Origin of the sequence: uncultured Campylobacter sp. (assembly GCF_938039245.1) — a bacterium.
In the GTDB taxonomy this organism is placed as follows: domain Bacteria; phylum Campylobacterota; class Campylobacteria; order Campylobacterales; family Campylobacteraceae; genus Campylobacter_A.
Genome location: NZ_CALHVN010000020.1, coordinates 1 through 21,109 on the forward strand (window position 1 = coordinate 1; position 21,109 = coordinate 21,109).

Annotated in this window: 24 protein-coding genes; 19 read left to right on the plus strand and 5 right to left on the minus strand. The window is 46.4% G+C overall.

Annotation, left to right across the window (positions count from 1 at the left end; translation table 11 throughout):
* The 5 genes from Q0218_RS03100 to Q0218_RS03120 all read left to right on the plus strand — a co-directional run.
* A partial coding sequence (locus Q0218_RS03100) for a DNA cytosine methyltransferase (protein ID WP_297966132.1) occupies window positions 1-248 on the plus strand: 248 nt, incomplete at its 5' end.
* A 1-nt stretch (window position 249) separates the two neighbouring features.
* A complete protein-coding gene (locus tag Q0218_RS03105; RefSeq protein WP_297966134.1) occupies window positions 250-525 on the plus strand; it encodes a hypothetical protein in 276 nt (91 codons plus the stop codon).
* 3 nt (window positions 526-528) lie between these two features.
* The gene (locus Q0218_RS03110; RefSeq protein ID WP_297966136.1) at window positions 529-924 is read left to right on the plus strand and encodes a YopX family protein; all 396 of its coding nucleotides are present in this window, start codon (window positions 529-531) and stop codon (window positions 922-924) included.
* Between the two features lie 2 nt (window positions 925-926).
* Window positions 927-1,376: a phage protein GemA/Gp16 family protein gene (locus Q0218_RS03115; RefSeq protein WP_297966138.1), complete on the plus strand. Its 450-nt coding sequence runs from the start codon at window positions 927-929 to the stop codon at window positions 1,374-1,376.
* Between the two features lie 225 nt (window positions 1,377-1,601).
* Window positions 1,602-2,087, plus strand: a complete 486-nt coding sequence (locus Q0218_RS03120; protein WP_297966140.1) for a phage virion morphogenesis protein — start codon at window positions 1,602-1,604, stop codon at window positions 2,085-2,087.
* A gap of 115 nt (window positions 2,088-2,202) precedes the next feature.
* Here the strand turns inward: Q0218_RS03120 and Q0218_RS03125 are convergent, their stop codons facing one another.
* The 4 genes from Q0218_RS03125 to Q0218_RS03140 form a co-directional block, all read right to left on the minus strand.
* Entirely contained in the window at window positions 2,203-3,450 is a 1,248-nt protein-coding gene (locus tag Q0218_RS03125) for a phage minor head protein (RefSeq protein WP_297966142.1), read from the minus strand.
* Window positions 3,443-4,861 (minus strand): DUF935 family protein, encoded by a 1,419-nt coding sequence (locus Q0218_RS03130; protein ID WP_297966144.1) that lies wholly within the window; start codon window positions 4,859-4,861, stop codon window positions 3,443-3,445. The genes Q0218_RS03125 and Q0218_RS03130 overlap by 8 nt, the downstream gene beginning before the upstream one ends.
* Window positions 4,858-6,396 carry a phage terminase large subunit gene (gene terL, locus Q0218_RS03135; protein WP_297966145.1) on the minus strand — a complete coding sequence of 513 codons (1,539 nt, stop codon included), beginning with the start codon at window positions 6,394-6,396 and terminating at the stop codon, window positions 4,858-4,860. The genes Q0218_RS03130 and terL overlap by 4 nt, the downstream gene beginning before the upstream one ends.
* Window positions 6,397-6,655: 259 nt before the next feature.
* Window positions 6,656-7,123, minus strand: coding sequence for a DUF1804 family protein (locus Q0218_RS03140; protein WP_297966147.1), 468 nt, complete (start codon window positions 7,121-7,123; stop codon window positions 6,656-6,658).
* A 135-nt stretch (window positions 7,124-7,258) separates the two neighbouring features.
* On the opposite strand from Q0218_RS03140, the gene Q0218_RS03145 reads away from it, so the two are divergent.
* From Q0218_RS03145 to Q0218_RS03180, 8 genes are all read left to right on the plus strand, one after another.
* Window positions 7,259-8,050 carry a phage protease gene (locus tag Q0218_RS03145; RefSeq protein ID WP_297966149.1) on the plus strand — a complete coding sequence of 264 codons (792 nt, stop codon included), beginning with the start codon at window positions 7,259-7,261 and terminating at the stop codon, window positions 8,048-8,050.
* Window positions 8,051-8,062: 12 nt separating this feature from the next.
* Window positions 8,063-8,950, plus strand: coding sequence for a Mu-like prophage major head subunit gpT family protein (locus tag Q0218_RS03150; protein ID WP_297966151.1), 888 nt, complete (start codon window positions 8,063-8,065; stop codon window positions 8,948-8,950).
* Window positions 8,951-8,959: 9 nt separating this feature from the next.
* A complete protein-coding gene (locus Q0218_RS03155) occupies window positions 8,960-9,202 on the plus strand; it encodes a hypothetical protein (RefSeq protein WP_297966153.1) in 243 nt (80 codons plus the stop codon).
* A gap of 94 nt (window positions 9,203-9,296) precedes the next feature.
* On the plus strand, window positions 9,297-9,608 hold the full coding sequence (locus tag Q0218_RS03160; RefSeq protein WP_297966155.1) for a hypothetical protein: 312 nt from the start codon (window positions 9,297-9,299) through the stop codon (window positions 9,606-9,608).
* Window positions 9,605-9,961 (plus strand): hypothetical protein, encoded by a 357-nt coding sequence (locus tag Q0218_RS03165; RefSeq protein WP_297966157.1) that lies wholly within the window; start codon window positions 9,605-9,607, stop codon window positions 9,959-9,961. The genes Q0218_RS03160 and Q0218_RS03165 overlap by 4 nt, the downstream gene beginning before the upstream one ends.
* An 11-nt stretch (window positions 9,962-9,972) precedes the next feature.
* Entirely contained in the window at window positions 9,973-10,641 is a 669-nt protein-coding gene (locus tag Q0218_RS03170) for a hypothetical protein (RefSeq protein WP_297966159.1), read from the plus strand.
* 56 nt (window positions 10,642-10,697) lie between these two features.
* Window positions 10,698-11,162: a hypothetical protein gene (locus tag Q0218_RS03175; protein WP_297966161.1), complete on the plus strand. Its 465-nt coding sequence runs from the start codon at window positions 10,698-10,700 to the stop codon at window positions 11,160-11,162.
* 29 nt (window positions 11,163-11,191) lie between these two features.
* A complete protein-coding gene (locus Q0218_RS03180; protein WP_297966163.1) occupies window positions 11,192-11,404 on the plus strand; it encodes a hypothetical protein in 213 nt (70 codons plus the stop codon).
* A gap of 15 nt (window positions 11,405-11,419) precedes the next feature.
* Here Q0218_RS03180 and Q0218_RS03185 read toward each other — a convergent pair whose 3' ends face one another.
* A complete protein-coding gene (locus Q0218_RS03185) occupies window positions 11,420-11,605 on the minus strand; it encodes a hypothetical protein (RefSeq protein WP_297966165.1) in 186 nt (61 codons plus the stop codon).
* Between the two features lie 50 nt (window positions 11,606-11,655).
* On the opposite strand from Q0218_RS03185, the gene Q0218_RS03190 reads away from it, so the two are divergent.
* From Q0218_RS03190 to Q0218_RS03215, 6 genes are all read left to right on the plus strand, one after another.
* The gene (locus tag Q0218_RS03190) at window positions 11,656-17,199 is read left to right on the plus strand and encodes a hypothetical protein (RefSeq protein ID WP_297966167.1); all 5,544 of its coding nucleotides are present in this window, start codon (window positions 11,656-11,658) and stop codon (window positions 17,197-17,199) included.
* Window positions 17,196-18,074, plus strand: coding sequence for a hypothetical protein (locus Q0218_RS03195; RefSeq protein WP_297966168.1), 879 nt, complete (start codon window positions 17,196-17,198; stop codon window positions 18,072-18,074). Before Q0218_RS03190 ends, Q0218_RS03195 begins: the two co-directional genes overlap by 4 nt.
* 16 nt (window positions 18,075-18,090) lie before the next feature.
* Window positions 18,091-19,692 (plus strand): hypothetical protein, encoded by a 1,602-nt coding sequence (locus Q0218_RS03200; RefSeq protein ID WP_297966170.1) that lies wholly within the window; start codon window positions 18,091-18,093, stop codon window positions 19,690-19,692.
* Window positions 19,693-19,695: 3 nt separating this feature from the next.
* Entirely contained in the window at window positions 19,696-20,316 is a 621-nt protein-coding gene (locus tag Q0218_RS03205; protein WP_297966171.1) for a hypothetical protein, read from the plus strand.
* An 84-nt stretch (window positions 20,317-20,400) separates the two neighbouring features.
* On the plus strand, window positions 20,401-20,811 hold the full coding sequence (locus Q0218_RS03210) for a hypothetical protein (protein WP_297966173.1): 411 nt from the start codon (window positions 20,401-20,403) through the stop codon (window positions 20,809-20,811).
* Complete coding sequence (locus Q0218_RS03215) at window positions 20,808-21,065, plus strand: hypothetical protein (protein ID WP_297966175.1); 258 nt, start codon at window positions 20,808-20,810, stop codon at window positions 21,063-21,065. The genes Q0218_RS03210 and Q0218_RS03215 overlap by 4 nt, the downstream gene beginning before the upstream one ends.
* The last annotated feature ends 44 nt before the right edge of the window (window positions 21,066-21,109 follow it).

The window sequence follows — 21,109 nt, forward strand, 5'->3', positions numbered from 1 at the left end:
CACTATTGACGGCCAAGAACAATCAAGAAACGCCCAAAGTTATTCAAAGGTCAAAGAGCGAGCGCATACGCAAGCTCACTCCGCGCGAGTGTTTACGCCTGCAAGGGTTCCCCGAAAACTTCAAAATCGTAGTGAGTGATACGCAGGCGTATAAACAAGCGGGTAACGCGATGAGCGTCAATGTTATAAAGATGGTATTTGGGCGGGTCCAAAAAGCCAAAGATAAACTATTTAAACTGGGGGCGTGAGATGAAATACCACAGATTCTACAAAACCGCGGCGCAAGCGCTTCGTAGCCTAGACGTCCACGTGGACGAAGCCGTGGAATACTACGGCGGCCGCGACGTGTTTAGATCTTTGGCGCAATATCGCAAAGCCGCGTGGCAGACCGAGGAAGCCGCTAGAACCGATCTTTTGACCGAGTTGCTTAACGAAACCGACGAGCATAGGTTTAGGCAAATTTTAGACGGACTAAGCGACGAGAATTTTAAGATCGCAAAGATATATTTTTGTGGCGAGGAGTAAAAAATGAGGGAGATTGAATATAGGGTTTGGGACGAAATCGAAAGAGAGATGTATATCGTAGAAGAGATAAATTTTCCTTTTAAAACGGCAACGGTCATAAAGAGAAAAAACGAAAGGGCGCTTAGGGTTTATTTTCACACTCGCGAAGTTAAGCTTATGCAATACATCGGCTCAAAAGATAGAAACGGCGTAAAAATTTACGAGGACGACGTCATCCGTCACCATAACAACAAAGATAAAACCGACTACATAATCAAGTGGCACGACGCAAGCTTTGGTTTTATCGCAAGGCCAATAAAAGAAAGGCCGGGACGCCCGCACCTAAATCAAGCCACGATGCTTAGCTATGAGATTGTCGGCAATATCTACAAAAATCCGGAACTTTTAAGAGGGGAATAAGAATGACCAAAAACCAAGACCTCTATAGAAAGCAGCTTCTAACGATCATACATACGGATCCGCTGTATAAAGAAATAAAGCGTAACGAGGCGTGGCAAGACTGGCTAGATCTTAGATTTGGCGTAAAAAGCAGCAAGGAGCTAAGCATAAACGAGCTAAACACGGCCTTAAATATCTTGCGCGGCAAGTGCGAGGATAGGCTAAATTTTACGCCCGACTACGCGGGCCGAAACCTAGCAAAGCCCGATAAAATTACGCAAAAACAGATAAAAAAGATTGAAATTTTGATAAACGAGCTAGGCTGGGACGAGCCTGCGAGGCTTAGATTTTTTTATAGGCAAACGGGCTGCCTGGTGCCTAAGCTATATATGCTCGATAAAAAACGAGCGAACAAGATAATCACGGGGCTTGAGGCCGTAATCAAGACGCAAAGAGCCAAGGCCAGAGGCTAATGCGGTGGGAAAAATTTTAAAGAAATAGTAAAATACCTCTAAAAAAACGGAGGTGTTTCATTTTTTGTCCATACTGCGGAAACGAAAAAACAAGAGTCGGCGCTACCGTAAAAGGGCTTGAAACCGTGCGTTTTAGGCGTTGCGATAAATGCGGCGCCACATGGACGACGGTAGAGAGCGTAAAACCGAACGACGAATATCTGGAAAATTTTATCAGGATCAGGGATGAGTGTAGAAATAAACGGGCTTGAACAAATCCAAGATATGCTAAAACGACTCGAGGAAGGCAATGCCCTATCTCAAAGCACGTTTGATACTATCGGCAATATGATCTCAAACTCCATAGAATTTGCGTTTGAAAACCAAAAAAGCCCGTTTGGACAGAGCTGGAAACCGCTTAAACAAAGTACGCTCGCGCAAAAAATAAAAAGAGGCGGTTCGGAGCGCATACTGCGAGATAGCGGGCGACTAGCCGACAACTGGCACATAAGCTCGGACGCCAAAAGCGTAACCGTCTCGAATAATAGCTCTCATAAAGGCTTTACCTACGGGCTATCTCATCAGTTTGGCGCAAACGCCGGACGCGGACATAAGTCAAAAATACCCGCTCGTCCTTTTTTGCCGGTCGATGAAAACGGAAAGCTGGAGCCGAATTTAGAGGAAAATATCAAGCGCTTTTTGGCTGCCGAAATGGCAAGCAAGCTAAATTGACTTTTGAGGGCAAAAGGGCTATAATCATCTATGGCGCGAAGATGTGAACCCTAGCGGGTGCGTAACCACAGGACTAATACTCCGATGTTGCAGGTTCGAGTCCTGCCCGCGCCTACTACTTTTTGATTTTTACGAGTTCCCCGCCTATTAGCGCCTTTTCAAAATCGTCAATATCTACTTTGTCAAGCGTTATTACATAGTTGCTTTGCTTAAATTTATGGATAATCTTGCTGATTTCTATAGGAATTAAATTTATCTTCGTTTTGTCTTTACTGTCGTTAAATACGAATATAATGTTTTTATGTCTCTCTCGAAGATCTGCGTAGGCATTAGCCTCGTCGTTAAGTACCGATACGATTTGTTTCATCTCATCCACTCTAAAAGCGTGATCGTAGGCTGCTTTACGCTTCGGGCTTGCGTGTGATAGGTGCTTTTTTGTTAGGATTATCCCGCTGCTATTTACGTCTAGCCCTAAAATTTTACTCGCGGCTTTTGCTAGAGCTTCGCCCAAAAATCCCACTTGCACCATATTTATCGGTGTTTTTGGATCATTCTTTATGATGATTTGCTCTACGGCCTCGTTTAACCCTTTTTGCCAAACGTATAAATTCTTATCCTGCTCGTAGTTTTTAAGATCGTTTTTTACTATATTTTTTAGTTCACCGCTTAAATTTGCGGCCTTTTTTGCTAGCACGCTATCTAGGCTCTGGGCGCTTTTACCCGGATTATACGCCCAGTCTTTGCTAGCTACGTTTAAAGGCGTGCCGGCATAGGGCTTAAATCCGTAGCTTTCCATCTCGTATTGCGTGAGTACTTGCACCTGGCATCTACACCCCCAGTCGTTTGGCGGGTAGTTTTTCTCCCAAAATTTATGCGTTTTTGGTAGGATCATGCCGTGCAGCTTAGCGTGAGAGGGTCGCGTGCGGCGATCTAGTACGGCCTTATAACGGAAATATTCGCCCGCACTACTCATCTGGCTTTCATACCTTGCCTTTGCGACGCTTACACGCATATTGGTCTCGAAAATTCGCTTTAGCCGCCGCGAGCCCACGTAAATTTGCTTTGTTTCTCCGGTTTTTGGATTTGTTACGCTTATGTCTCCTAGCCAGCCTTTCTTTACTAAAACGGGTTTTATGTTATCTCTCCACTCTCCAAATCCCCGCCCCTTTTTATAGGCCTCGCTAAGGCTAGTTTGTATATCTGAAAGCAGATCTATCCGCGTGATCTTTGCTACGGTAAAAGCTCTACTATGAGCCTCGTGCATAATCTCGTCATAATCAAAGTGAAGCTCGGGCGTGCGGGCGGCGAGGGCCTTGATGACGTTTACGGGCTCGGCAAAGAACGAAAAACCGACGCTACTCATCTTCGTATCCGTAAATTTGGGCGTTTGATACGGCGTTTATCATCGCGTTTTCAAGTAGCGCTATATCAATACCCCCATACATCTCGCCTAGCTTTTTAAAGGCTTCCTCGTAACTGCTCGCGTCCTTTAAAAGCTTATTTAACGAACTTTCGATCTCTTTTAGAATCTCTTTTTCGGATTTGTTATATTCTTTGCTTTCAAGCGCGGCGTCGATATTGTCAAGGGGTAAATTTTGCCTTTGAGCGTTTTTCGATACGCCTTTTTTGTCCGAATTTTGCAAAATTTGCGCCTCTGCTTCGCCTTTAAATTTAAGCCCCTTGATCTTAAACGCCGTTTCCATAAACTCAAGCGGGATCTCATAGCCCATGGACGTTATGCGCTCGTATACCTCGCTTAACGCGTTTTCGTCGGCTTCAAGATTAGCGTCGAGCATAAATTTAAAAGGCTTCACGTTAGAGAAATTTAGCCTTAGCGTCTCACTTATAAGCTCGCAAAGGCTAGCGCTTATTAGCATCGCGTCAAATCGCAATATGTCTTGCCTTACTTCGTTATGCACTTTGCCTAGGGCCTGCGTGCCGTTTATTTGCGAATTGCCCGCTAGCACCTGCCCGGTGATACTTTTTGCTATACAGTCGTCGCAGTACTTGATAAACTCTAAAAACGTCGCTTTATCGACGTTGCCGTTTAGTAGCTCTACGATGTCCCCTTTAGAAAACAGCCCTACGCCGTTAGCGCGCAAATTTACGGCCGCTTCTATGATCGCGTCGCTTTGTTTTTCGTCACCTACGCTATCTGATTTGATGACTAGCGGCGGTACAGAGAGGCTATCAAAGAAGTTCATATACTTTGATATAGCAAGATGTTTTAGCGCCGTTATAGTGACGATGCGGTACATGAGGCTTTGGGTAATGACGTCGCCGCTATCTGTGGGGTGAACGTGTATCCACATAAGATCTGCTGCGTTTTGGACGTAAATTTTATCTATACCTTGTTTGAGATAAAGCTTGTCTTCGTTGTCGGTATTAAAATACGTCGGCGGGATATATTCAAAATCGGGCAAAATTTTGCCCTCATCGTTTCGCCACTGCTTGATAAAAGGCGCGAACCCGTAGGCGATAGCAGCCGTGCAGGCAAACAAAAACTTTTTAAATTTGATACTTTCTAAAAACTCCTGTATAAAAGCGCCTTGCGCCTTGTCCTCGCTTTCAAAAAATATCGGCAGCGCGCTTACGTAAACCTTGCGCTTAAAAAGTTCCGAGCCTATTTGCGTGTCGGTAGCTTTGAAGTATTCAAATACCTTTACCAGGCTTTCAAAGCTTCCGCCCGAGACCGCCGCGCGCACTAGATCGTAGTTTACGCCGCTTAGCACTCCTGCGGCGTCGTTTTTTTTGATGATAATTTGCTGTTTCACGTATATTTTTCCTTTAGAGATTTTATGAGTTTTTGGTTTCTTTTAACTACGCGGTTAAGTGCGCGGTAGTCGGCGACGGCTAAGCTGGAAGCTATCCTAAAGGCCATTTCGCTAGCGTCTAGCAAGTCGTCGTGAGGAGCTTTGGGATAGGTATCTAGCTCTTCGATTAGAAGCGTATTATCCACGTTTATGAGTATCGTGCCGTCGGTCACGTAAGGGGCTAGAGCATCGAGCCTTAGCTCTTTTGCGACCGAGTTTTTTAGCTCGCAAACGCTCAGGCTTATGCCTTTTGCGACAAACTCCTCTTTTAGCTTGTCCTTGAAAAACTCCTGAAAAGCTACCGTTTCTATGGCGATTTTGATGGGTTTGCCGTAAAGTAGCAGCCGCAAATAAAGCTGCATAAATTTTTCTATCATGACGTCGGGCTTGAGCTTATATCCTTTTGTGTCTAAATAATATTGTTTATCTTTTTTGCCAAGCACCGCAAGTCCAAAATAATCCCCTCTAGCCTTGCCCATCGCAGGATCAAGGCCGATATAATATGCGTCGCAAACGGGCATCTCCTCATAGGTCTTGTAGCCCGAAAATATTGCCCCGTCGCGGCTTAGCGGCTCGTTTTGGTATTCGGAGTAAAAGCTTTCCTTGTCGTCGAAAAACTCGGCGAGCACACTGCGCTTATCCATACTCTCGTCGTCTAAGACCATGTTTGAGATTTTGGCTTTTGATACGTTATCTTTGTTTAGCTCGTCGATATTGTCCGGAAATTTAACCACCAGCGGAAAATTAAAGCTAGTAAACGCGCTTAGCTTTTTTATGCGCGCTAAAAGCCCGTCGTGATGAAGCCTCGTGCCCACTACGATAATGTTAAAGCTAGGATCGTAGCGGCTAGGCAGTTTCAATACGGCCTTTCTAAACCACTTATAAAGCTTTTCTCTTTGAGCCAAGCTCTCTACGTTTTCGTCGTTTTCTATATCGTCGGCGATGATGATGTCGGGGCGCTTGCCTAAAAAGTTCGTGCCCCTTATCTTCTTTCCGGCGCCGAAAAATTTAAGCTTCTTGGGTTTTTTGTCCGCCGAAAAGATAAACTCGTCGCTTTTCCATTTGTCGCCTATTTCTATTTTAAAATCATTTACGAGCTTGGCGTTTTCTTCGAGCTCGACGCGCAAAGTATCGCTACTTTCTACCGCGATGTCGATCGTAGAGCTAACCACTATGCCGTAACTCTTTTTGTCCGTGAGCAACAGCCAAAGATTGTATAACCGCGTGATAAGGGTCGTTTTTGCGCCGCCGCGATATGCTTCTACGAGGATATGGCGGCGCTTAATGCAAACGTTTTCGAGCTCTTTATAGACGAAGCTTCTAAATTTGGATTTGTCGTTAAATTTGCCGCCCTCTTCGACTCCTATCTGATGAGGAAAGTAAGTCAGTACGAAAAATTTAAAATCGTTTTGCGATTTTTTACGCCTATTTCCCCCCTGATCGTCTATAATGTTCGGCAAAGATTTGAGATATGCCTTTAACTCTTTTAACTCCATCTTAACTCCTCGCGAGAGCCGAGCTCCCGCTGCGGGCAGGAGTATAAATACTCCCTGCACCCACCTAAAGCACACCGCGTCTTGCGGACGCGCCGTATAGCTTCACTCATTATTACTCTTTGTATGGACAAAAACGCTTTACGGTTGTTGCAAAAATCCTTTTTAAAAGCGTTTAAACCCCTTTTAAAATCGTTTAAAAGGTTTACGTCTATACCTTTGCTAACATTGGGGTTAAAAACGCCTAGAAACATCGCTTTTTTCATTTGTCGTTTTTTACTACGTTTGAAATAATAAGATCGGCATTTTCGCTAAGCCACTGCGCCACGTCCGCTTGCTTGTGCGACAAGGCAAGCTTAGCCACAGCTTCCAGCGTCTTTTTCGCGGCGCTTACGGCTATATCCCTTGGGTTTATTTGGCGCGGAGCCTTGATGCTCCAATACGTTTTTGCGAATTTATGAAGATTTTCGATATGCTCCGGGCTTAGCTCTCCGGCGTCTTTTAAAAATTTCTCGTAATTTTCGATGAGGCTATTTACAAAAAGCGCCTCTTTGTTTTCGAGCTCATCCTCGCTTCTTAAATTTGCCAGTTTTAGGCCGTCCCAGTCGATGCCTTTTTTAAAATCCGCTTTTTTATGGTAGTAGAAAGTTTGGCGCGCGATATTTAAAGCGGCGCAAATTTCATCTACGGTCTTTCCTTGTATATACAGCTCTTTTATTACGTCTTTCATTTTTTCACGTCCGTTTTTTTGCGCAAACTATAACGCAAAATTTTTTTACAGACACTCCAAATAACGGGTATTTAGAGTGGTTAAATTTTAAAAAAGCCATAAAATGCGAGGCAAGAAAATCCAAAAAGGAGCGAAATGGTAGAGCTTGAAAAAAGCGTGGTAGCGCTTGAGCTAAACAGCTTGCAAGACGGAAAGATAAAAATCAGCCCCGCCGGTCAGCAGGTTATGGGCTACGACGGCCGCGTATTTAACATCGACGCCTCGTTCGTGGTAGCCAACACCAAAAGCCAAAATGTAGACATCTTGCTAGACAAGGATCACTACGACGGCGAAGCGATGGGGTGGTTTGACGTAAATTCGCTTGAAGCTAGAGACGACGGGATTTACGCGAGCCTGGAATTTACCGAAGTAGGCAAAGGGCTAGTAGATAAAAAACTATATAGATACCTAAGCCCCGCTTACGAGGTTAATTACCGCGACAACGGCGTAAGAGAGGTGGTGAGGATCGCAAGCGTGGGGCTTGTAAATCGCCCGAATTTACTAAACAAAGCACTAAATAACAAAGGAGAAGAGATGCCTGAAAACAATTCCGAGCTAGCCGCCAAGCTGGCCGAACTAAACGAGAAAAACGCGGCTTTGCAGGCGCAAATAATCGCGAAAGATAATGAGATAGGAGAGCTAAAAACGGCGCTTGAAACCGAGCGCAATAACTCTAAAACTGTGCGAATAGAAAGCGCCATAAAAAACGGCGAACTTTTGCCTAACCGCAAAGAGATGGCTATGGCGCTTGAAGGAAATGCGCTAGATAGCTTTATGGAAGTTTCAAAAAGCGAAGCCGCAAGCGTGCTTAAAGAAAAAAGCTACGAGAAAAACAAAAAAGATGAGCTTGATATCGATCCGGATGTCAAAGCCCAACTAGGTCTATAAAAAGGAGAAAAAATGCCAAGAAGAGTACTTGATGCCGCATATATGGAGTCGGTTTCAAAAGGTTTTAAAACCGTATTTAACGACGCTTTAAATACGCAAAACAGCGATTATTTAAAAATTGCCACGGATATACATGCAAATACCGTAACGGTCGATTATTCGTGGCTAGCCGATATGCCTAGCATGCGCGAATGGGTAGGAGATAGAACGCTAAACGAGCTTGCGGCTTGGAACTACACCATCTCTAAAAAAGATTGGGAATCATCGATAAAGGTCAAACGCGACGTCATCGAATACGACAACCTAGGCATCGTAAAGCCTCGCATAATAGATCTAGCCGCCACAGTACCGGAGCACTACAACTCTATGGTATTTGGTCTACTTGAGTCAAACGGCGACTGCTACGACGGCAAGAAGTTTTTCGCCGCCGATCACCAAGTAAAAGGGCAAAGTTTTTCAAATTTGAGCAATTTGGAGCTAACCGAGGAAAACTATGAAAAAACGGTAGCCGAGATGGGCAGACTCATCAAGGATAACGGAAATCCGCTTCGCATAAAGCCAAATCTTATCGTAGTACCGCCGGAGCTAAAAGCAAAGGCCAAGGAGCTATTTTTGGCCGAGAAAAAGGCAAACGGCGCCAGCAATCCTCTCTATAAAGAGGTTGAAATCCTCGTGTGCTACGAGCTAACCAAGAAAAAAACGTGGTATCTGCTAGACACTTCAAGGGCGGTCAAGCCTATCGTGCTTCAGAAAAACAAAGAGGCCGAATTTGTCGCTCAGGACAAGCCCGATAACGAAGCGGCGTTTATGAGAAAAGAATTTAGATACGGCGTGGATACCGAGGATAACGCAGGATACGGCCTATGGCAAATGGCGTATAAAAACGCACCGACGGAGTAAGGAGCTGCAATGGGCAACTATGAAAGCTTTTTAAAAGCTCGCGATATTGATTCCGGCGTCGGCGAAATAGAAGAGGAAAAAGAAGCTGCGAATTTGGACGCTACAAATCCGTCCGAAGCGAGTCAAGCAAACGACGATACGCAAAATTTGACGGATCAAAACGGCGATCTCGAACAAAACGAGGGTAGCGACGAGGATCCGTCTACTCCAGCCGCCGATCAGAGTAAAGCAAATGCCAAAAATAACAGATAAGGAACCCGCCGTAAGGCAGGGCTTTAGTTTGGTCAAGTTTTTGGAAAGCTTGCCGCAGCGGTGGCTTGGCCCACGTGAGGAGTAAAAAGTGGAGATGGCGCAAAAGCTGGAGCTAAGGGCAAAGCAAAGCCTGCAAAATCCAAATGAGATAACGTCTGAACTAATAACGCGCTGCGTTACAGACGCGCAGGATGCTTGTAAAGGGCGCGAGGTGCCTTATTTTGCAAAAGAGGATTTTGCATATATCAGGCTAAAGGTTTATTTAAAAGTAGGCCTTGACGAGCAAGATCTGCTGCTTTTGGAAGCGGCGCAAAAGATCATCAAAAACTCGCCTTTCGTAAACGACGCCGGAGAGCTTAGCTCGGCGAAATTTTACAAAAGTAAGGCAAGAAAGGACGTGATGTGAACTCGCTAAGCGAACTAGCCGCAAGGCTAAAGAGGGAATTTGGGCTACTTGAGCTGCCAAGCCTCGAAGCTCTCGCGCAAAACGGCGACTATCTCGTGTTTGAAGGGCTTGAAAGCGTAGACGATATAACCGACAACGCCGTTTTTAGCGTCGTCGTAGCTAGAAATTCGCTTAACGCTGACAAAAGCGGCGTGCTAGATAAAATCGACCGACTAAGAGGCGAGCTGTTTAGATTCGGCGCCAGGTACGGTGAAAAAGTTATGTTTGGAGCAAAGGCTGCGTTTATAACCGGTACGCTTTACTGCGTAAGGGTACAAATCAAATTTAAGATCACAGGCTTCACGGAAGCATAAAAGGAGAAAAAATGGCACAAGAAAAAGTAGCGAGACTTGCTGTGGCAACGGTGAGTTTCACGCCTCAAGGCGCAAACGAGAGCATAACCCTAGGCTATCAGCAAAGCGTATCGCTCAATAGGACCATAGAGAAAAAAGAGTTATTAAGTAACGACGAGAGCCTAGGCGAAACGGTAATGGAGCTTGAAACAAAAGCGGAGTACAACTTCAGCACAGAAATCGGCGATATAAATATCGCAAATTTGGCGCTTTGTTTCAAGGGCGTAGTAGAGGACGTGACATACGCCGCAGCCGGCAAATTTTTCAACGAAAAAACCATCAAAGCCGACACCGAACAAATACGAATCGGCGATCCGGTGCTAAAAGACGGCAAGATCTACACCGCTACGGAAAACATGGCGGCGGGCAGCTTCACGATAGACAAGTGTGCACCAAAGGTTTACCCGGCAAAGTTCAAAAGAATCGCGCCGCAAAAACTCGCAAATTCGCTCGGCAAAATCATCGTCGAGGGCAAAAACCTAGCCACCGGCAAGGCTCAAATTTTAGTTATCCCGCTAGTGAATCTCAGCTTTGAGGGCGACGTGAGCGTAAGCGGGACCGATTTTGCCAAACTAAGTCTCAAGGGCAAGGTGCTAAAGGCCGCTAACGAAAACTTGTTTAGCTTTATGGACGGCGAGTAGTCGCAAAGGCAGGCTTAGTTCACCTGCGAAGTAAAAATAAAAAAAAAGGAAAAACAATGAAAACACGCTTTCCGTTTGAGATAAACATCGACGAAAACAAATTCAAACTCGAGTACAGGGAGCTAAAAAAGAGCGAAGCAAGAGATCTGGTAGGAGAATTTGCCGAGCTAAAAAAGCAAATAGACGCTAGCGACTCTCTAAAAACAGAGATAGCTTCGCTTGAAGAGAAAAAGGAGATCAAAAACGGCATAGCCTCTACCCAAAGCGGCGACAAAAAAGCCAAAACCCTACTAGAAGTGCTCGCGCTCATCGAGCAGATAGAAGCAAAGCGCGCGGAGCAAAAAGAGATTTCTAACGCCTCGATAGATCTTGACGTCGCCGCTAAAAAGCGATTCGATCTTACTCTTGGCGGCGAGGATCTGGAGAAATTTAAGGCCGAAATCGAAGACAAAGGCCTAAGCTATCTATCGGTTATGGGCGCAATCGACGCAGCTATAGAAGCCGAACGCTCAAAAAAGTAGAGAGGCTGCTTGCCTGCGTTGAAGCAAAAATGAGCCCGGATGATTTCGGGCTTGATTATTACGAGGCTCTTATGCTTCGGGGGCTTCATACGGCAAGCGTGGTAAAGCGAGACTTTAACGGCGGGTATTTTGAATGCGAGGTAGTCGTTTTAAAGGCTTTTTGTAAGCGTTTTAAAATCGATTTTTTATGGATGTTTGAAATTTCAAAGGCGTTTAATAGGATTTTAAACAAAAAGGATTGAAGGGCGAAACATGAACTATAAAGATAAATTTTTAGCTTTTTTTGCGTCGTCCATCATCTTTGCCGCCGCGACTATTAGCGTAGCCAGACCTACTATCAAAGCGTTACCCGAGCTTAAAACGTCCGTGAGCGCATATGCTACCGTTACCGTTATCGCAAAAAGCAAGCAACCTAGCAAAGCGTATTTTACTAAACCTGGCATCTTAGCTCCTTTCGTTTTTCTATATATATTTTACCATAAAGTAGCCAACGATGTCTAGAAATAACGACGTAAATATCACCATAAGCATAAACGGCGATACGCACAACCTAAGGGCGGCCAGAGAGGATGTAAACGCCCTAGGACGCAGCCTAAATAACACCGACACCATCGCAAACGCCTTACGCAGCTCTTTTGGTAAGATAGCTGCGTCGGTAGCTAGTATAGGAGCCCTAGCCGTTGGGGTCAAAGAGCTCGCGGCTTCGGGCATCGAAGCAAACCGCAGTTTTGAAAACCTCAAAATTCAGCTCACGGGCCTAATCGCCGCAAACTCCTCAAACGTAAGCATGCTGGGTAAAACCCTCGACGCTCACGCCAAATGGAATATGAGTATGAAAGAGAGCGAGGGAATACTCAAAAAACTAAACGAAACCAACGCTAAAACCAAATTTACGCTTGAGGAAATTACCGGCGCTTTCAATATGTTTTACGCCACTTCGGCCGGACAAGGCAGCAGAAACAAGGCCGTGCAGGCTATGGATAGCATAGCTCTAGCAGCCCAGGCGGTAGGCAAAAACCTAAGCGATCTAACGCCTATGATGGATAGCCTAGCTACCGGCACGGTAGTAGCGGCTTCCGAGATGGGCTCATTTATGAAGATCGTCGGTCTCACAAATGAAGAGTTAAAAAAGGCGAGCTCCGAGGGCAAGGTTTACGATCATATCATAGAAAAGCTAGCAAAATATAAAGAGCTTAGCGCCGAGGCGGCCAAGGGCTACGAAGTAGCGCTCGGCTCTCTTAAAAACGAACTCACCGAACTAACTAGAGAGCTAACTAAGCCGATGTTTGACGTACTGACTTCTGGCATCGCCTCTTTTTCAAATTTCGTCAAAGAAAACAAAGCCACGATCATAGAGTGGGCGGGGTATATCGGAGAGACCGTAAAGCATCTAGGTCTGCTTGCGGGGGCGTTCGTAGCCGTAAAGGGCGCGGGCATACTTTGGGGCGGCGCATTATCTCTTTTGCAGGGAGGACTTGCGGCTATAACCGGCATGCTGCCTATATTTACGAGCTCGCTTACGGCTAGCCTTACCGCCGCCGCCGCGCTTCAAGCGGGGCTTGCAACGCTAAATAAAGCATTCGCTACGCTTTTGCCCGTAGCTACGATCTATCTAATATACGAAAGCATAGACGCCATAAAGGCGCTAAACGGAAATCTCGAAGAGGGAGCAAGTAAGCTAAATAGCGTACAAAAATTTATCTATAACTTCCTCGACGCGTTTGCTACTCAGCTTCAAATAGCGCAGATGAAGATATATCAGTTCGTAAACGATCTAAAAATCTTGGCGCTAAAAGCAAAACAGTTTTTCGCTGAGCTAGACGACAACTACAACCCTTTTTCGGACGGCGGCGGAGCGGAAAAGATAAAAGGTCAGATAAGGCTACTAGAAGAATACAACAAAGGCTATCAGGGCCTAATAGAGCAGTACAAAAAAGATAGCGTAAAAAGATACTTGGGGCTAGACGGATTTGAAACGCGAGAAGTAGACGGACAAATAACCGTCATCAATAAGAGCGCAAAAGAGGCTAAAGCCAGCGTGGACGAGCTAAAAGACGCCGTGAATTCTCTACCGGGCGCCGCAGGCAGCGACAAAGCCAAAGAGAAATTCGGAAAAACGCAAATTTTAAAGGATCTAACCGACGATTTAGAAGAAGCTAAAAAGCTTTTGGCGGATCTAAAGCGCGAAAATAAAGACGAAACGCTCATAAAGCGGGCTGAAAAATATATTGAAGATCTCGAAACTAAAATCAAAAATTTCTCCAAAAGCGCAAATGTAGCAGTAACCGATACGGGAGCCCTAAAGAATGCGCTCAAAGATATAGCCGAGGTAAATTTCACGGATATAGAGAAAAAGACTCAAAGGGTGATAGACCGCTATAACGAGATGCTAGGCCTTGGCGTAGGCCGCCAAAAAGCCCGAGAATATCTAAACTCTAGCCTAGCGCAGATAGCCAACGAGCACCTAGCCGAGATTGAAAAAAGCGAAAAAGAGACGCTCGAAAAGCAGCTTGCGCTTAGAAGCGAATATTATACGGCTATCGGAGACAAGGAAAACGCATGGCAAATCAAAAAAGCCGAGCTAGAGAAAAAATATCAAAATTTGATCTTTGAAGACGGCAAAAAGATAACCAAAGAGCAGCTTGATAAACTCTTAAAAATCGAAGAAAAGGCCTTTTTAACGGGGTCAAAAATAGCCAAAAACTCTTTTAAAGATATTAAAAATTCTTGGGCGGACACCGTTTCGTCCATGTCAAAAACCGTCGACGACGGCTTTTTCAATTTTTTCATAGGCAAGACAAAGTCTTTAAAAACCGCGCTCAAAGACATAGGCACAAACCTGATGCGCGATCTAATCAGCCCATACGCGCGCGTCTTGTCGCAAGGCATTTCGGGCGGCTTTGGCGCATTGCTTGGCGGCGGGTCAAATTTGGCCTCTATCGCTTCAAATCTAGGACTAGCCAAAAACGACAGAGGCGGCTGGGATGGAACTATCGGCGGCACTACGGTTGAGCTTAGCAGCACGGGGCAAATTTTACGCGGCGCGGACGCTTTGGATAAAAGCACGACGAGCCTGCTTAGCTCGGTTTCAAATTTGCAAAGCGCATACTCTTTACTTACCAGCGGATATACGGGCTTTATCTCTAGCTTTACGAGTACGCCGGCGCTAAATGCGGCATCTTGGCTCTCTATGCACGGATACGCAGGACTCGGTCAGGGCGTATACGGTTTCGGAACGGGCGTAAAAGGTGCCTTGACGGCTACGCAGTTTAGCAGCGCAGGTACGGCTCCTTATATGGCGGGGTCTGCGTTTGGCGGCGCGGCCCTTGGATACGGTATAGGCTATCTTGGCGACAAGCTTTTTAAAGCCAACACTTATGCCAGCACGGGCGGAGCGCTCGGAGGCGCTGCGGGCGGTCTGATAGCCGGTATGAAAGCGGGATCCTCGATGGGTCCTTGGGGCGCAGTCATAGGTGCGGTAGCGGGCGCACTAATAGGCGGAGCGTTTGGTAAGAAAAAAGCGACCGGCAGCGGAATATCCGTATTGCAAGATATAACCGCAGGCGACATACTATCCAACCAAAACATCCGTTCATACGTCGATATGCAAAAGAAAGGCTGGTTCTCAAAGAAAAGCTGGACTGAAATGAGCGACCTAGACGATGCCTCTATGCGCGAGATCGGCGCGCAGCTTCGCTCTATGAGCAGAATGGCTAGCCGCGCGGGCGCTCTTGCAAGCCTAACGCTAAAAACGGGCAAGTATAGCGGCGAAAGCCTAGCAAATGAGGGCTTTGCCAAAGCGATACTTCGCTCAATGACCGGGCAGGCAGAGCAGATGTGGGCAGAGGTCACCGAAAGCGGCGGCAAGAAACGAAAAGGTCTGCTGGGCAAAATAGGCGGGGTATTTGAAAAGGCTATGAAATTTAGCCCATCCAGCATAATAAACCGCATAACCAAACCGCTTGACGATGCCGTAAGCAAGGCGATGAATAAAGCGGGCCTTGGCGCGATCGACAATATGGCGCGCGGTATGAGAGACGAGTTTGGCAAGGCTAGCGACGGCAACATATTCGGGCTCAAAAGCTCTCGAAAAATAGATGATTTGCTAAATCTCTCCCGCGACGAAACCAACAAAAACCAAAGACTCGTCGACAATCCCGAGTTTTCCAGAATGTGGAAAGACTGGGAGGAGCAAGCGAAAAAGGCCAACAAAAAGGTCATCGAGCTAATGAGCGAGAGCCTAGGAGCGATCGCGGATAGCTACAAGAGCCTTGAGCTACTCAGCGTAAGAAATCCTATCAAGCAGGTAGAAATCTCTATGCGTCAAGCGTTTGAAAGCTTCACGGACGCAGCCGAAGCGCTTAAGCTTGACATACCAAAAGAAATGGGAAGCATAGCAGACCTTAGCGTAGAGCGTATGGCGCAGGCATACCGCAAAGCTATCGCGTCAGACTTCACGAAATCAAACGTAGACAGCCTAAACGGCCTAGTCAAGGCTTACGAGGCGGCGAAAAAGGCGCAGGATGAATATACCAAAGCTCTAATCAGCTTCACGAAAAGTATAGCTCAGACTCAAGCGGGCTTTTTTGCAGCAGTCGGCAGAGACACAAACGTGTTAACCTTGCAAAACATCTACACCAAATTTCGCGCTCTAGCAGGAAGCATAGAGGGCGATCTGGGTGCTGACGAAATGAGCCGCGTCTCAAAGCTGGGAAATACGAACGATCCTAGGGTTTGGGCGGAGTATTTCTACCGTATGAGCGCGCGCGAGTTGCAAGAGTTTCTCTCTACCGGCAACGTCGAAATGAGAAAACAACTCTTAGAAGCCGTAACCGAGTACAACAACCACAGAAACCAAAACGGCGGACGCGACGTCTGGCTCAAGTCCCTCACGGGGCTTGAAGAAATCGTCAAGCAAATCAAAGCCCTGGATCTAGCGGAGCAAGCAAGAAAGACGCTCGAAGCGCAAAAACAGCAACTCGCCGTCCTAAATTTGCAAAAAAGTGCAGTAGAAAAGCTAGCCTCTATGGCGGGCAAGATCAGAGAAAACGTCATCGATAATCAAACCGCCGGCATAAACTACGCCCTAGCCTTGCAAAAAGCAAAAGCGGCGTTTAGCGCGGGCCAATACGACGCCAAAGCATATGACGAGCTAAATAGCGCCATATCCAAGCAGGAGCAAAATTTAAGAGATAACGCCGCAACGTATCAAGACTACCGCTACGAAATGCTCAAACTAGCAAACGAAGTAGAGGGCATAAGCGGCGACGTAAATTTAAGCGATTTGCTCGAGCAAATCAAAAAGCTAGATAAGCTGCTAAACAGCGCAAACGACACATATTCGCAGCAGCTCGACGCCCTAAAAAAACAAAAAGAGGCGCTAGAGCTTGATAGCCAAAACCAAATCCACGCCCTGCACGACCTGCTCGGCAAAGATAGCCCCGTAGTTGCATATCTGCAAGCCGTCAGAGACGCAATTATAGCCGGCAAAGCGGCACCCGAATACAAAGGCGCGCCGCCCGCAAATATAGCAAACGGAGCTATTACCGCAAACGGCGCGATAATAAGCTCAAGCCTGGACCGCGACATAAACGAGATATATAAAGACGTGCTGGGGCGTAGCGTAGAACAAGGAGGACTAGACGCATGGAAACGAAAAGCACAAATCGAGGGGCTAAGCAAAGAGCAACTACGAGCGCAGATAGAAGCCACCGCAAGAGCCGCGACGGGCGGCAATTCAAAACAAGACTTCATTGAATGGAGCAAGAAAAGAGGCTACAAGCCCTTTGCCGACGGCGGCATCGTGACCAGGCCTACAAGAGCGCTCATAGGCGAAGCGGGCTACGACGAAGCGGTTATTCCGCTTGATGGCAGAGGCATAAAGGTAGATATGGGCGGGGCCTTTGAGGCGCTAGCAAAGAGGCTGGAGCGAGTGGAGCAAATAGCCGCAAACATAGGAAGGGACGTACGAGAGATGACGATGAACGCAAGGCAAACTATAGAAAACGGAGCCGTAAACGTAAGGAGCATAGCATGACCGTAGTAGAAAAAGTGGATCTAACCCTCAAAGAGACCAATGCGCCAGCAGATACGATAAGAGCCTTTTCAAAGGGTATGAACGTAGAGCTTGGCGAGGAGATCATATATGAGGGCGAAAAATACAAGGCCGCAAAGGCGATGACGAATATCCAGACTGAGCCGGATAAAGACATAGCAAATTTCGCCCACATGGGAGCGATAAATGAAAAAGCGATGTTTGATAGATATATCGGAACGCAAACGAGGAAAAAGGACGGGCAGCCGCTGAAATTCAAAATAGATACGGGCAAAAAGCGAGTGAACTGTTTTTCTTTTTTCAACGTCGACGGCAGCGAAATTTTTATCCGAAAAGCCGGCGCCGTAATAGCCCATAAGCGCCTATTAAACGCCGGAAGCCGTAGCTGGTGGGAGTATTTTTTCGAGTTTGGGCAAGACTACAAAAAAGACGTGGTGTTGTATGCAGACAAATACTTCGGAGAGTTTGAGATAGAGATCACGCCAAACCGCTTGGGGGCAAATCTCGGGCATTTTTCAGCCGGACAACGGGTGTTTCTCGGTTACACCGAGCTAGAGGCGGAATTTGGCGTAAACGACTACAGTAGAAAGCAAAAGACGGCCTACGGCGACGTATTCATAGCAAAAGGCCGCACGGCAAACTATATGAGCCTTGCGGTGGTGCTACCCACCCCGCAGATAGACCGCACGAGAGACACGCTCAAAAACCTATGCGGAGAGCTTACGACTTTTATTGGAGACGAGAAAGACAAGGGCTTCAAGAGCCTGCTAGTCTTTGGCTTTCTCAATGATTTTAGGATCAAGATCACGGGCGAGCAGTATAGCGCGCTCTCGATCAACGTAGAGGGAATAATCTAAATTTAAAGGAGAGGAAATGAAACAAATAACTAAGTTGCCTCAGCCGCCTACCACGGCCGAGCCTCAAAATTTCGACGACCGAGCCGACGCGTTCGTAGGCGCGCTACCGAAATTCGTTACCGAAACCAACGAGCTAGCCGCCGAGCTGGAAGAAAATTTAAGTAGCGCAGCGTCGCTAAAAACCGCTGCTCAATCTAGCGCAGACTCTGCCGCAGATTCTGCGCAAACGGCTAGTAGCGCCAGCAATACTGCAGTAAGTAGCGCAAGCGAGGCCGTGTCGGCAAAAGAGATCGCCGTAAGCGCCGCAGCCTCCGCAAAACAAAGCGAGCAGGTGGCAACGTCCGTCAAAGAGGGGCTGCAAGACTCGGCAAATGCGCTTGAAGAGATGAAAAAAATAGTCGCGACGGGTTTCATCGACGATACTCAGACAAGAACAAATTTGACCTATTCGAGTAAAAAGATCGATAGCGATTTTTCAAAGACGGATCACAACCACGATACGACCTATTTATCTATTGAGAAATTTAATGAATTTAAGACGAAAGTGGTCAAAAAACAAAATAATCTCGATTTTATGGTTAATTTCTTGCAAGATGTCACGGCAGACGGCGTAGCCGTAAAAATAGACGATACCAGCGGTTCAGGCAATTCTTTCGTAGTAAGCAGATTTCCGATTTTATCGGTAGATAACGGAAAATATTTTTATATAGACGTCATAGGATCAAAATGGGGCATTATATCGGAAGAAATAAAAAATCCAAATAGCAAGAATATATTCAAAAGAGGAGACCTTTTCCCATATCCTAGCATCACAGTCGCCTTCTTGTTTAAGATCGGAGATTTACTTTATTTTAGTAGACAATCCCAACCTTATATATACAATACAAAAACCAATCAAATGGAAATAAATCACTCAGGCGCCGGAGAGTTTTATCAAATGGATCAAATGCGCTATATAGATCCAAAATTCCCCATCACGCGGCACTCAGGGAAAACGCTTAAAATTTTAAATACCGATGGCTATATAGAGCTAGAAGATCAAACGGGAACCATAGTAGTAATTCAGGACTACATAATACAAATGAACTATTACACAAAATCCGTCAAGGCTTTTAGGATTACGGTTAACGGGCGTAGCGCTTCAATAGCCCCTATCGATATGTCCGAAGTTCCTTATCACGGTCTTTACAAAAGGATGGTTATTGAAACTGAATGGTGGCGCCCATCTATAAGAGATCAATATTATAAAAAAGGTAGTGATTTGTACTATCTTGAGAATTTTGAGAACGATGACGGTATAAGTCGTAGCTACGCCTTATATAAAAACAAAGAGCGACTACCTATACCGATAATGCCGCAAGGAAATGAGAAACTATTTCTAGCCCAAAGGACTAGATTTTTAATCAATGTTTATATCGGCACAGACCAAACCTATACGCGCATGTACGATATTACCGGAAAAGGTAAAATCGTGAGGCTCCCAGTGGGCGTACTATGCGCAGAAGAAACCGAGCAAGGCGTACGGATAGCGTACGTGACGCGGCTGCCTGCCGACGGCAAGCCGCGGACTTTTTATGAGACTGTATTGCCGTATGGAATTTTTAGTAACGAGGAGTAGCCGATGAAACCGACTCTAAAACAATGGCTCCAAGTAGCCAAAAATTTCATCATCGAGATCCCGCTTGAGATACTTGCCTTTTTCGTTGTGCCTATCGCTTTGCTTTTCGTAAAAGAAAGCGACGACCATCTGCCGCGATGTTTTCGCTGGTTTGAGGATGCCGACGACTACTACGACGGGCAAAGTGCGGCCATAAACGGCGATGGCGGATGGAGACGGGATCACTTCCCGTCCCCTAAAAACCGTACCTATTTCGCCCGCCTTTGCTGGCTTTTGCGCAATAGAATAGGCTATTTTTGCGTCAAATACCTAGGCGTCAAAACAAGCCAAATAGACCCCGCCTCTATCAAAACGTTCGGAGACCCGTCCGTCACGTCAAACGGCGGCGCGGTAAGCTCGTGGTGCAAGGTAGAGTGCCACCTCAAAGACGGGCGCGAGCGTTTTGGATACTACCGCACGATCCGCTGGTGCAAAGGCTTTTATATCCGCATTTACGTGGGGTGGAAGCTCATGGATATAGCTGGCGCAAATCCCCAAAATTGGCACGAATTTATCGAGGGCGAGGATAAAAAAGTGCTTAAAACCGTGTGGGCGTTTCACCCCATGAGAAAGGTCAAAGAATGAACGCGTCAACAAAGAAATTCGTACTGATCGCGGCGGCTATCCTAATCATAACCGCTGCAGTAAAACTACTGAAAGGAGCGTAAAATGGGCTTTTTAAATATCAAATTTCTAATATCCGCGGGCGTCGCTTTGCTGATAGCTCTAGGCGGTGCAGGGATTGAAATCTGGCGGCTAAACGGCGCTGTTTCAAGCGCAAAGGCCGAAACGCAAAATGCCAAAGACAAGCTGGAAAAAGAGCAGACCAAGCTAGCCCTCAAAGAGGCAGAAAGCCAAATTTACGCAGCAAATTTAAGCGAATGTAATTCCAAAATCTCTGCGCAAAACGAAGCTATCAAAAGCATGGCTCTAGATATGAAACAGATCCGCCAAAGCCAAGCGGGGCTGAGAAAAGAGCTACAAGCCAAATACGAAAGTATGGAGCCTCCGCCAAAAGACAGCGGATGCGAAAAGAAGCTGGGATACTACGAAAGGCTGTTTAGGGGGCTAGGAAAATGAAAACAGCGGGAAAAATAGTCAAATTTACGGCCGTCTGCGCTGCGACTACTATACTTTGCGGTTGCGCAGGCGCTGAGCCACGGATCATAGCGCGCACCCAGTATCAGGACGTAGACAAACCCGTGCGCTGCGACGTAGAGCTACCGCCAAAGCCTAGCTTTGACGAGAGCGATCCATCGACCGCCGGAGCCGTAGCGGCATATCACGAAGAGATCGAAAGGCTGCTTTTGCTGTGCGTAGGAGCAAGGCCGTGAGCGAGCTAGTGATTAGAAAGATCATGGGCTTTAAGCTTAGCAAA

Bases quoted from the DNA above. Each gene is read 5' to 3' on its own strand.
- Q0218_RS03105 (WP_297966134.1), top strand. From the start codon at position 250: ATGAAATACCACAGATTCTACAAAACCGCGGCGCAAGCGCTTCGTAGC.
- Q0218_RS03110 (WP_297966136.1), top strand. From the start codon at position 529: ATGAGGGAGATTGAATATAGGGTTTGGGACGAAATCGAAAGAGAGATG.
- Q0218_RS03115 (WP_297966138.1), top strand. From the start codon at position 927: ATGACCAAAAACCAAGACCTCTATAGAAAGCAGCTTCTAACGATCATA.
- Q0218_RS03120 (WP_297966140.1), top strand. From the start codon at position 1,602: ATGAGTGTAGAAATAAACGGGCTTGAACAAATCCAAGATATGCTAAAA.
- Q0218_RS03125 (WP_297966142.1), bottom strand. From the start codon at position 3,450: ATGAGTAGCGTCGGTTTTTCGTTCTTTGCCGAGCCCGTAAACGTCATC.
- terL (WP_297966145.1), bottom strand. From the start codon at position 6,396: ATGGAGTTAAAAGAGTTAAAGGCATATCTCAAATCTTTGCCGAACATT.
- Q0218_RS03140 (WP_297966147.1), bottom strand. From the start codon at position 7,123: ATGAAAGACGTAATAAAAGAGCTGTATATACAAGGAAAGACCGTAGAT.
- Q0218_RS03145 (WP_297966149.1), top strand. From the start codon at position 7,259: ATGGTAGAGCTTGAAAAAAGCGTGGTAGCGCTTGAGCTAAACAGCTTG.
- Q0218_RS03150 (WP_297966151.1), top strand. From the start codon at position 8,063: ATGCCAAGAAGAGTACTTGATGCCGCATATATGGAGTCGGTTTCAAAA.
- Q0218_RS03155 (WP_297966153.1), top strand. From the start codon at position 8,960: ATGGGCAACTATGAAAGCTTTTTAAAAGCTCGCGATATTGATTCCGGC.
- Q0218_RS03160 (WP_297966155.1), top strand. From the start codon at position 9,297: ATGGCGCAAAAGCTGGAGCTAAGGGCAAAGCAAAGCCTGCAAAATCCA.
- Q0218_RS03170 (WP_297966159.1), top strand. From the start codon at position 9,973: ATGGCACAAGAAAAAGTAGCGAGACTTGCTGTGGCAACGGTGAGTTTC.
- Q0218_RS03175 (WP_297966161.1), top strand. From the start codon at position 10,698: ATGAAAACACGCTTTCCGTTTGAGATAAACATCGACGAAAACAAATTC.
- Q0218_RS03180 (WP_297966163.1), top strand. From the start codon at position 11,192: ATGAGCCCGGATGATTTCGGGCTTGATTATTACGAGGCTCTTATGCTT.
- Q0218_RS03185 (WP_297966165.1), bottom strand. From the start codon at position 11,605: ATGCCAGGTTTAGTAAAATACGCTTTGCTAGGTTGCTTGCTTTTTGCG.
- Q0218_RS03190 (WP_297966167.1), top strand. From the start codon at position 11,656: ATGTCTAGAAATAACGACGTAAATATCACCATAAGCATAAACGGCGAT.
- Q0218_RS03195 (WP_297966168.1), top strand. From the start codon at position 17,196: ATGACCGTAGTAGAAAAAGTGGATCTAACCCTCAAAGAGACCAATGCG.
- Q0218_RS03200 (WP_297966170.1), top strand. From the start codon at position 18,091: ATGAAACAAATAACTAAGTTGCCTCAGCCGCCTACCACGGCCGAGCCT.
- Q0218_RS03205 (WP_297966171.1), top strand. From the start codon at position 19,696: ATGAAACCGACTCTAAAACAATGGCTCCAAGTAGCCAAAAATTTCATC.
- Q0218_RS03210 (WP_297966173.1), top strand. From the start codon at position 20,401: ATGGGCTTTTTAAATATCAAATTTCTAATATCCGCGGGCGTCGCTTTG.
- Q0218_RS03215 (WP_297966175.1), top strand. From the start codon at position 20,808: ATGAAAACAGCGGGAAAAATAGTCAAATTTACGGCCGTCTGCGCTGCG.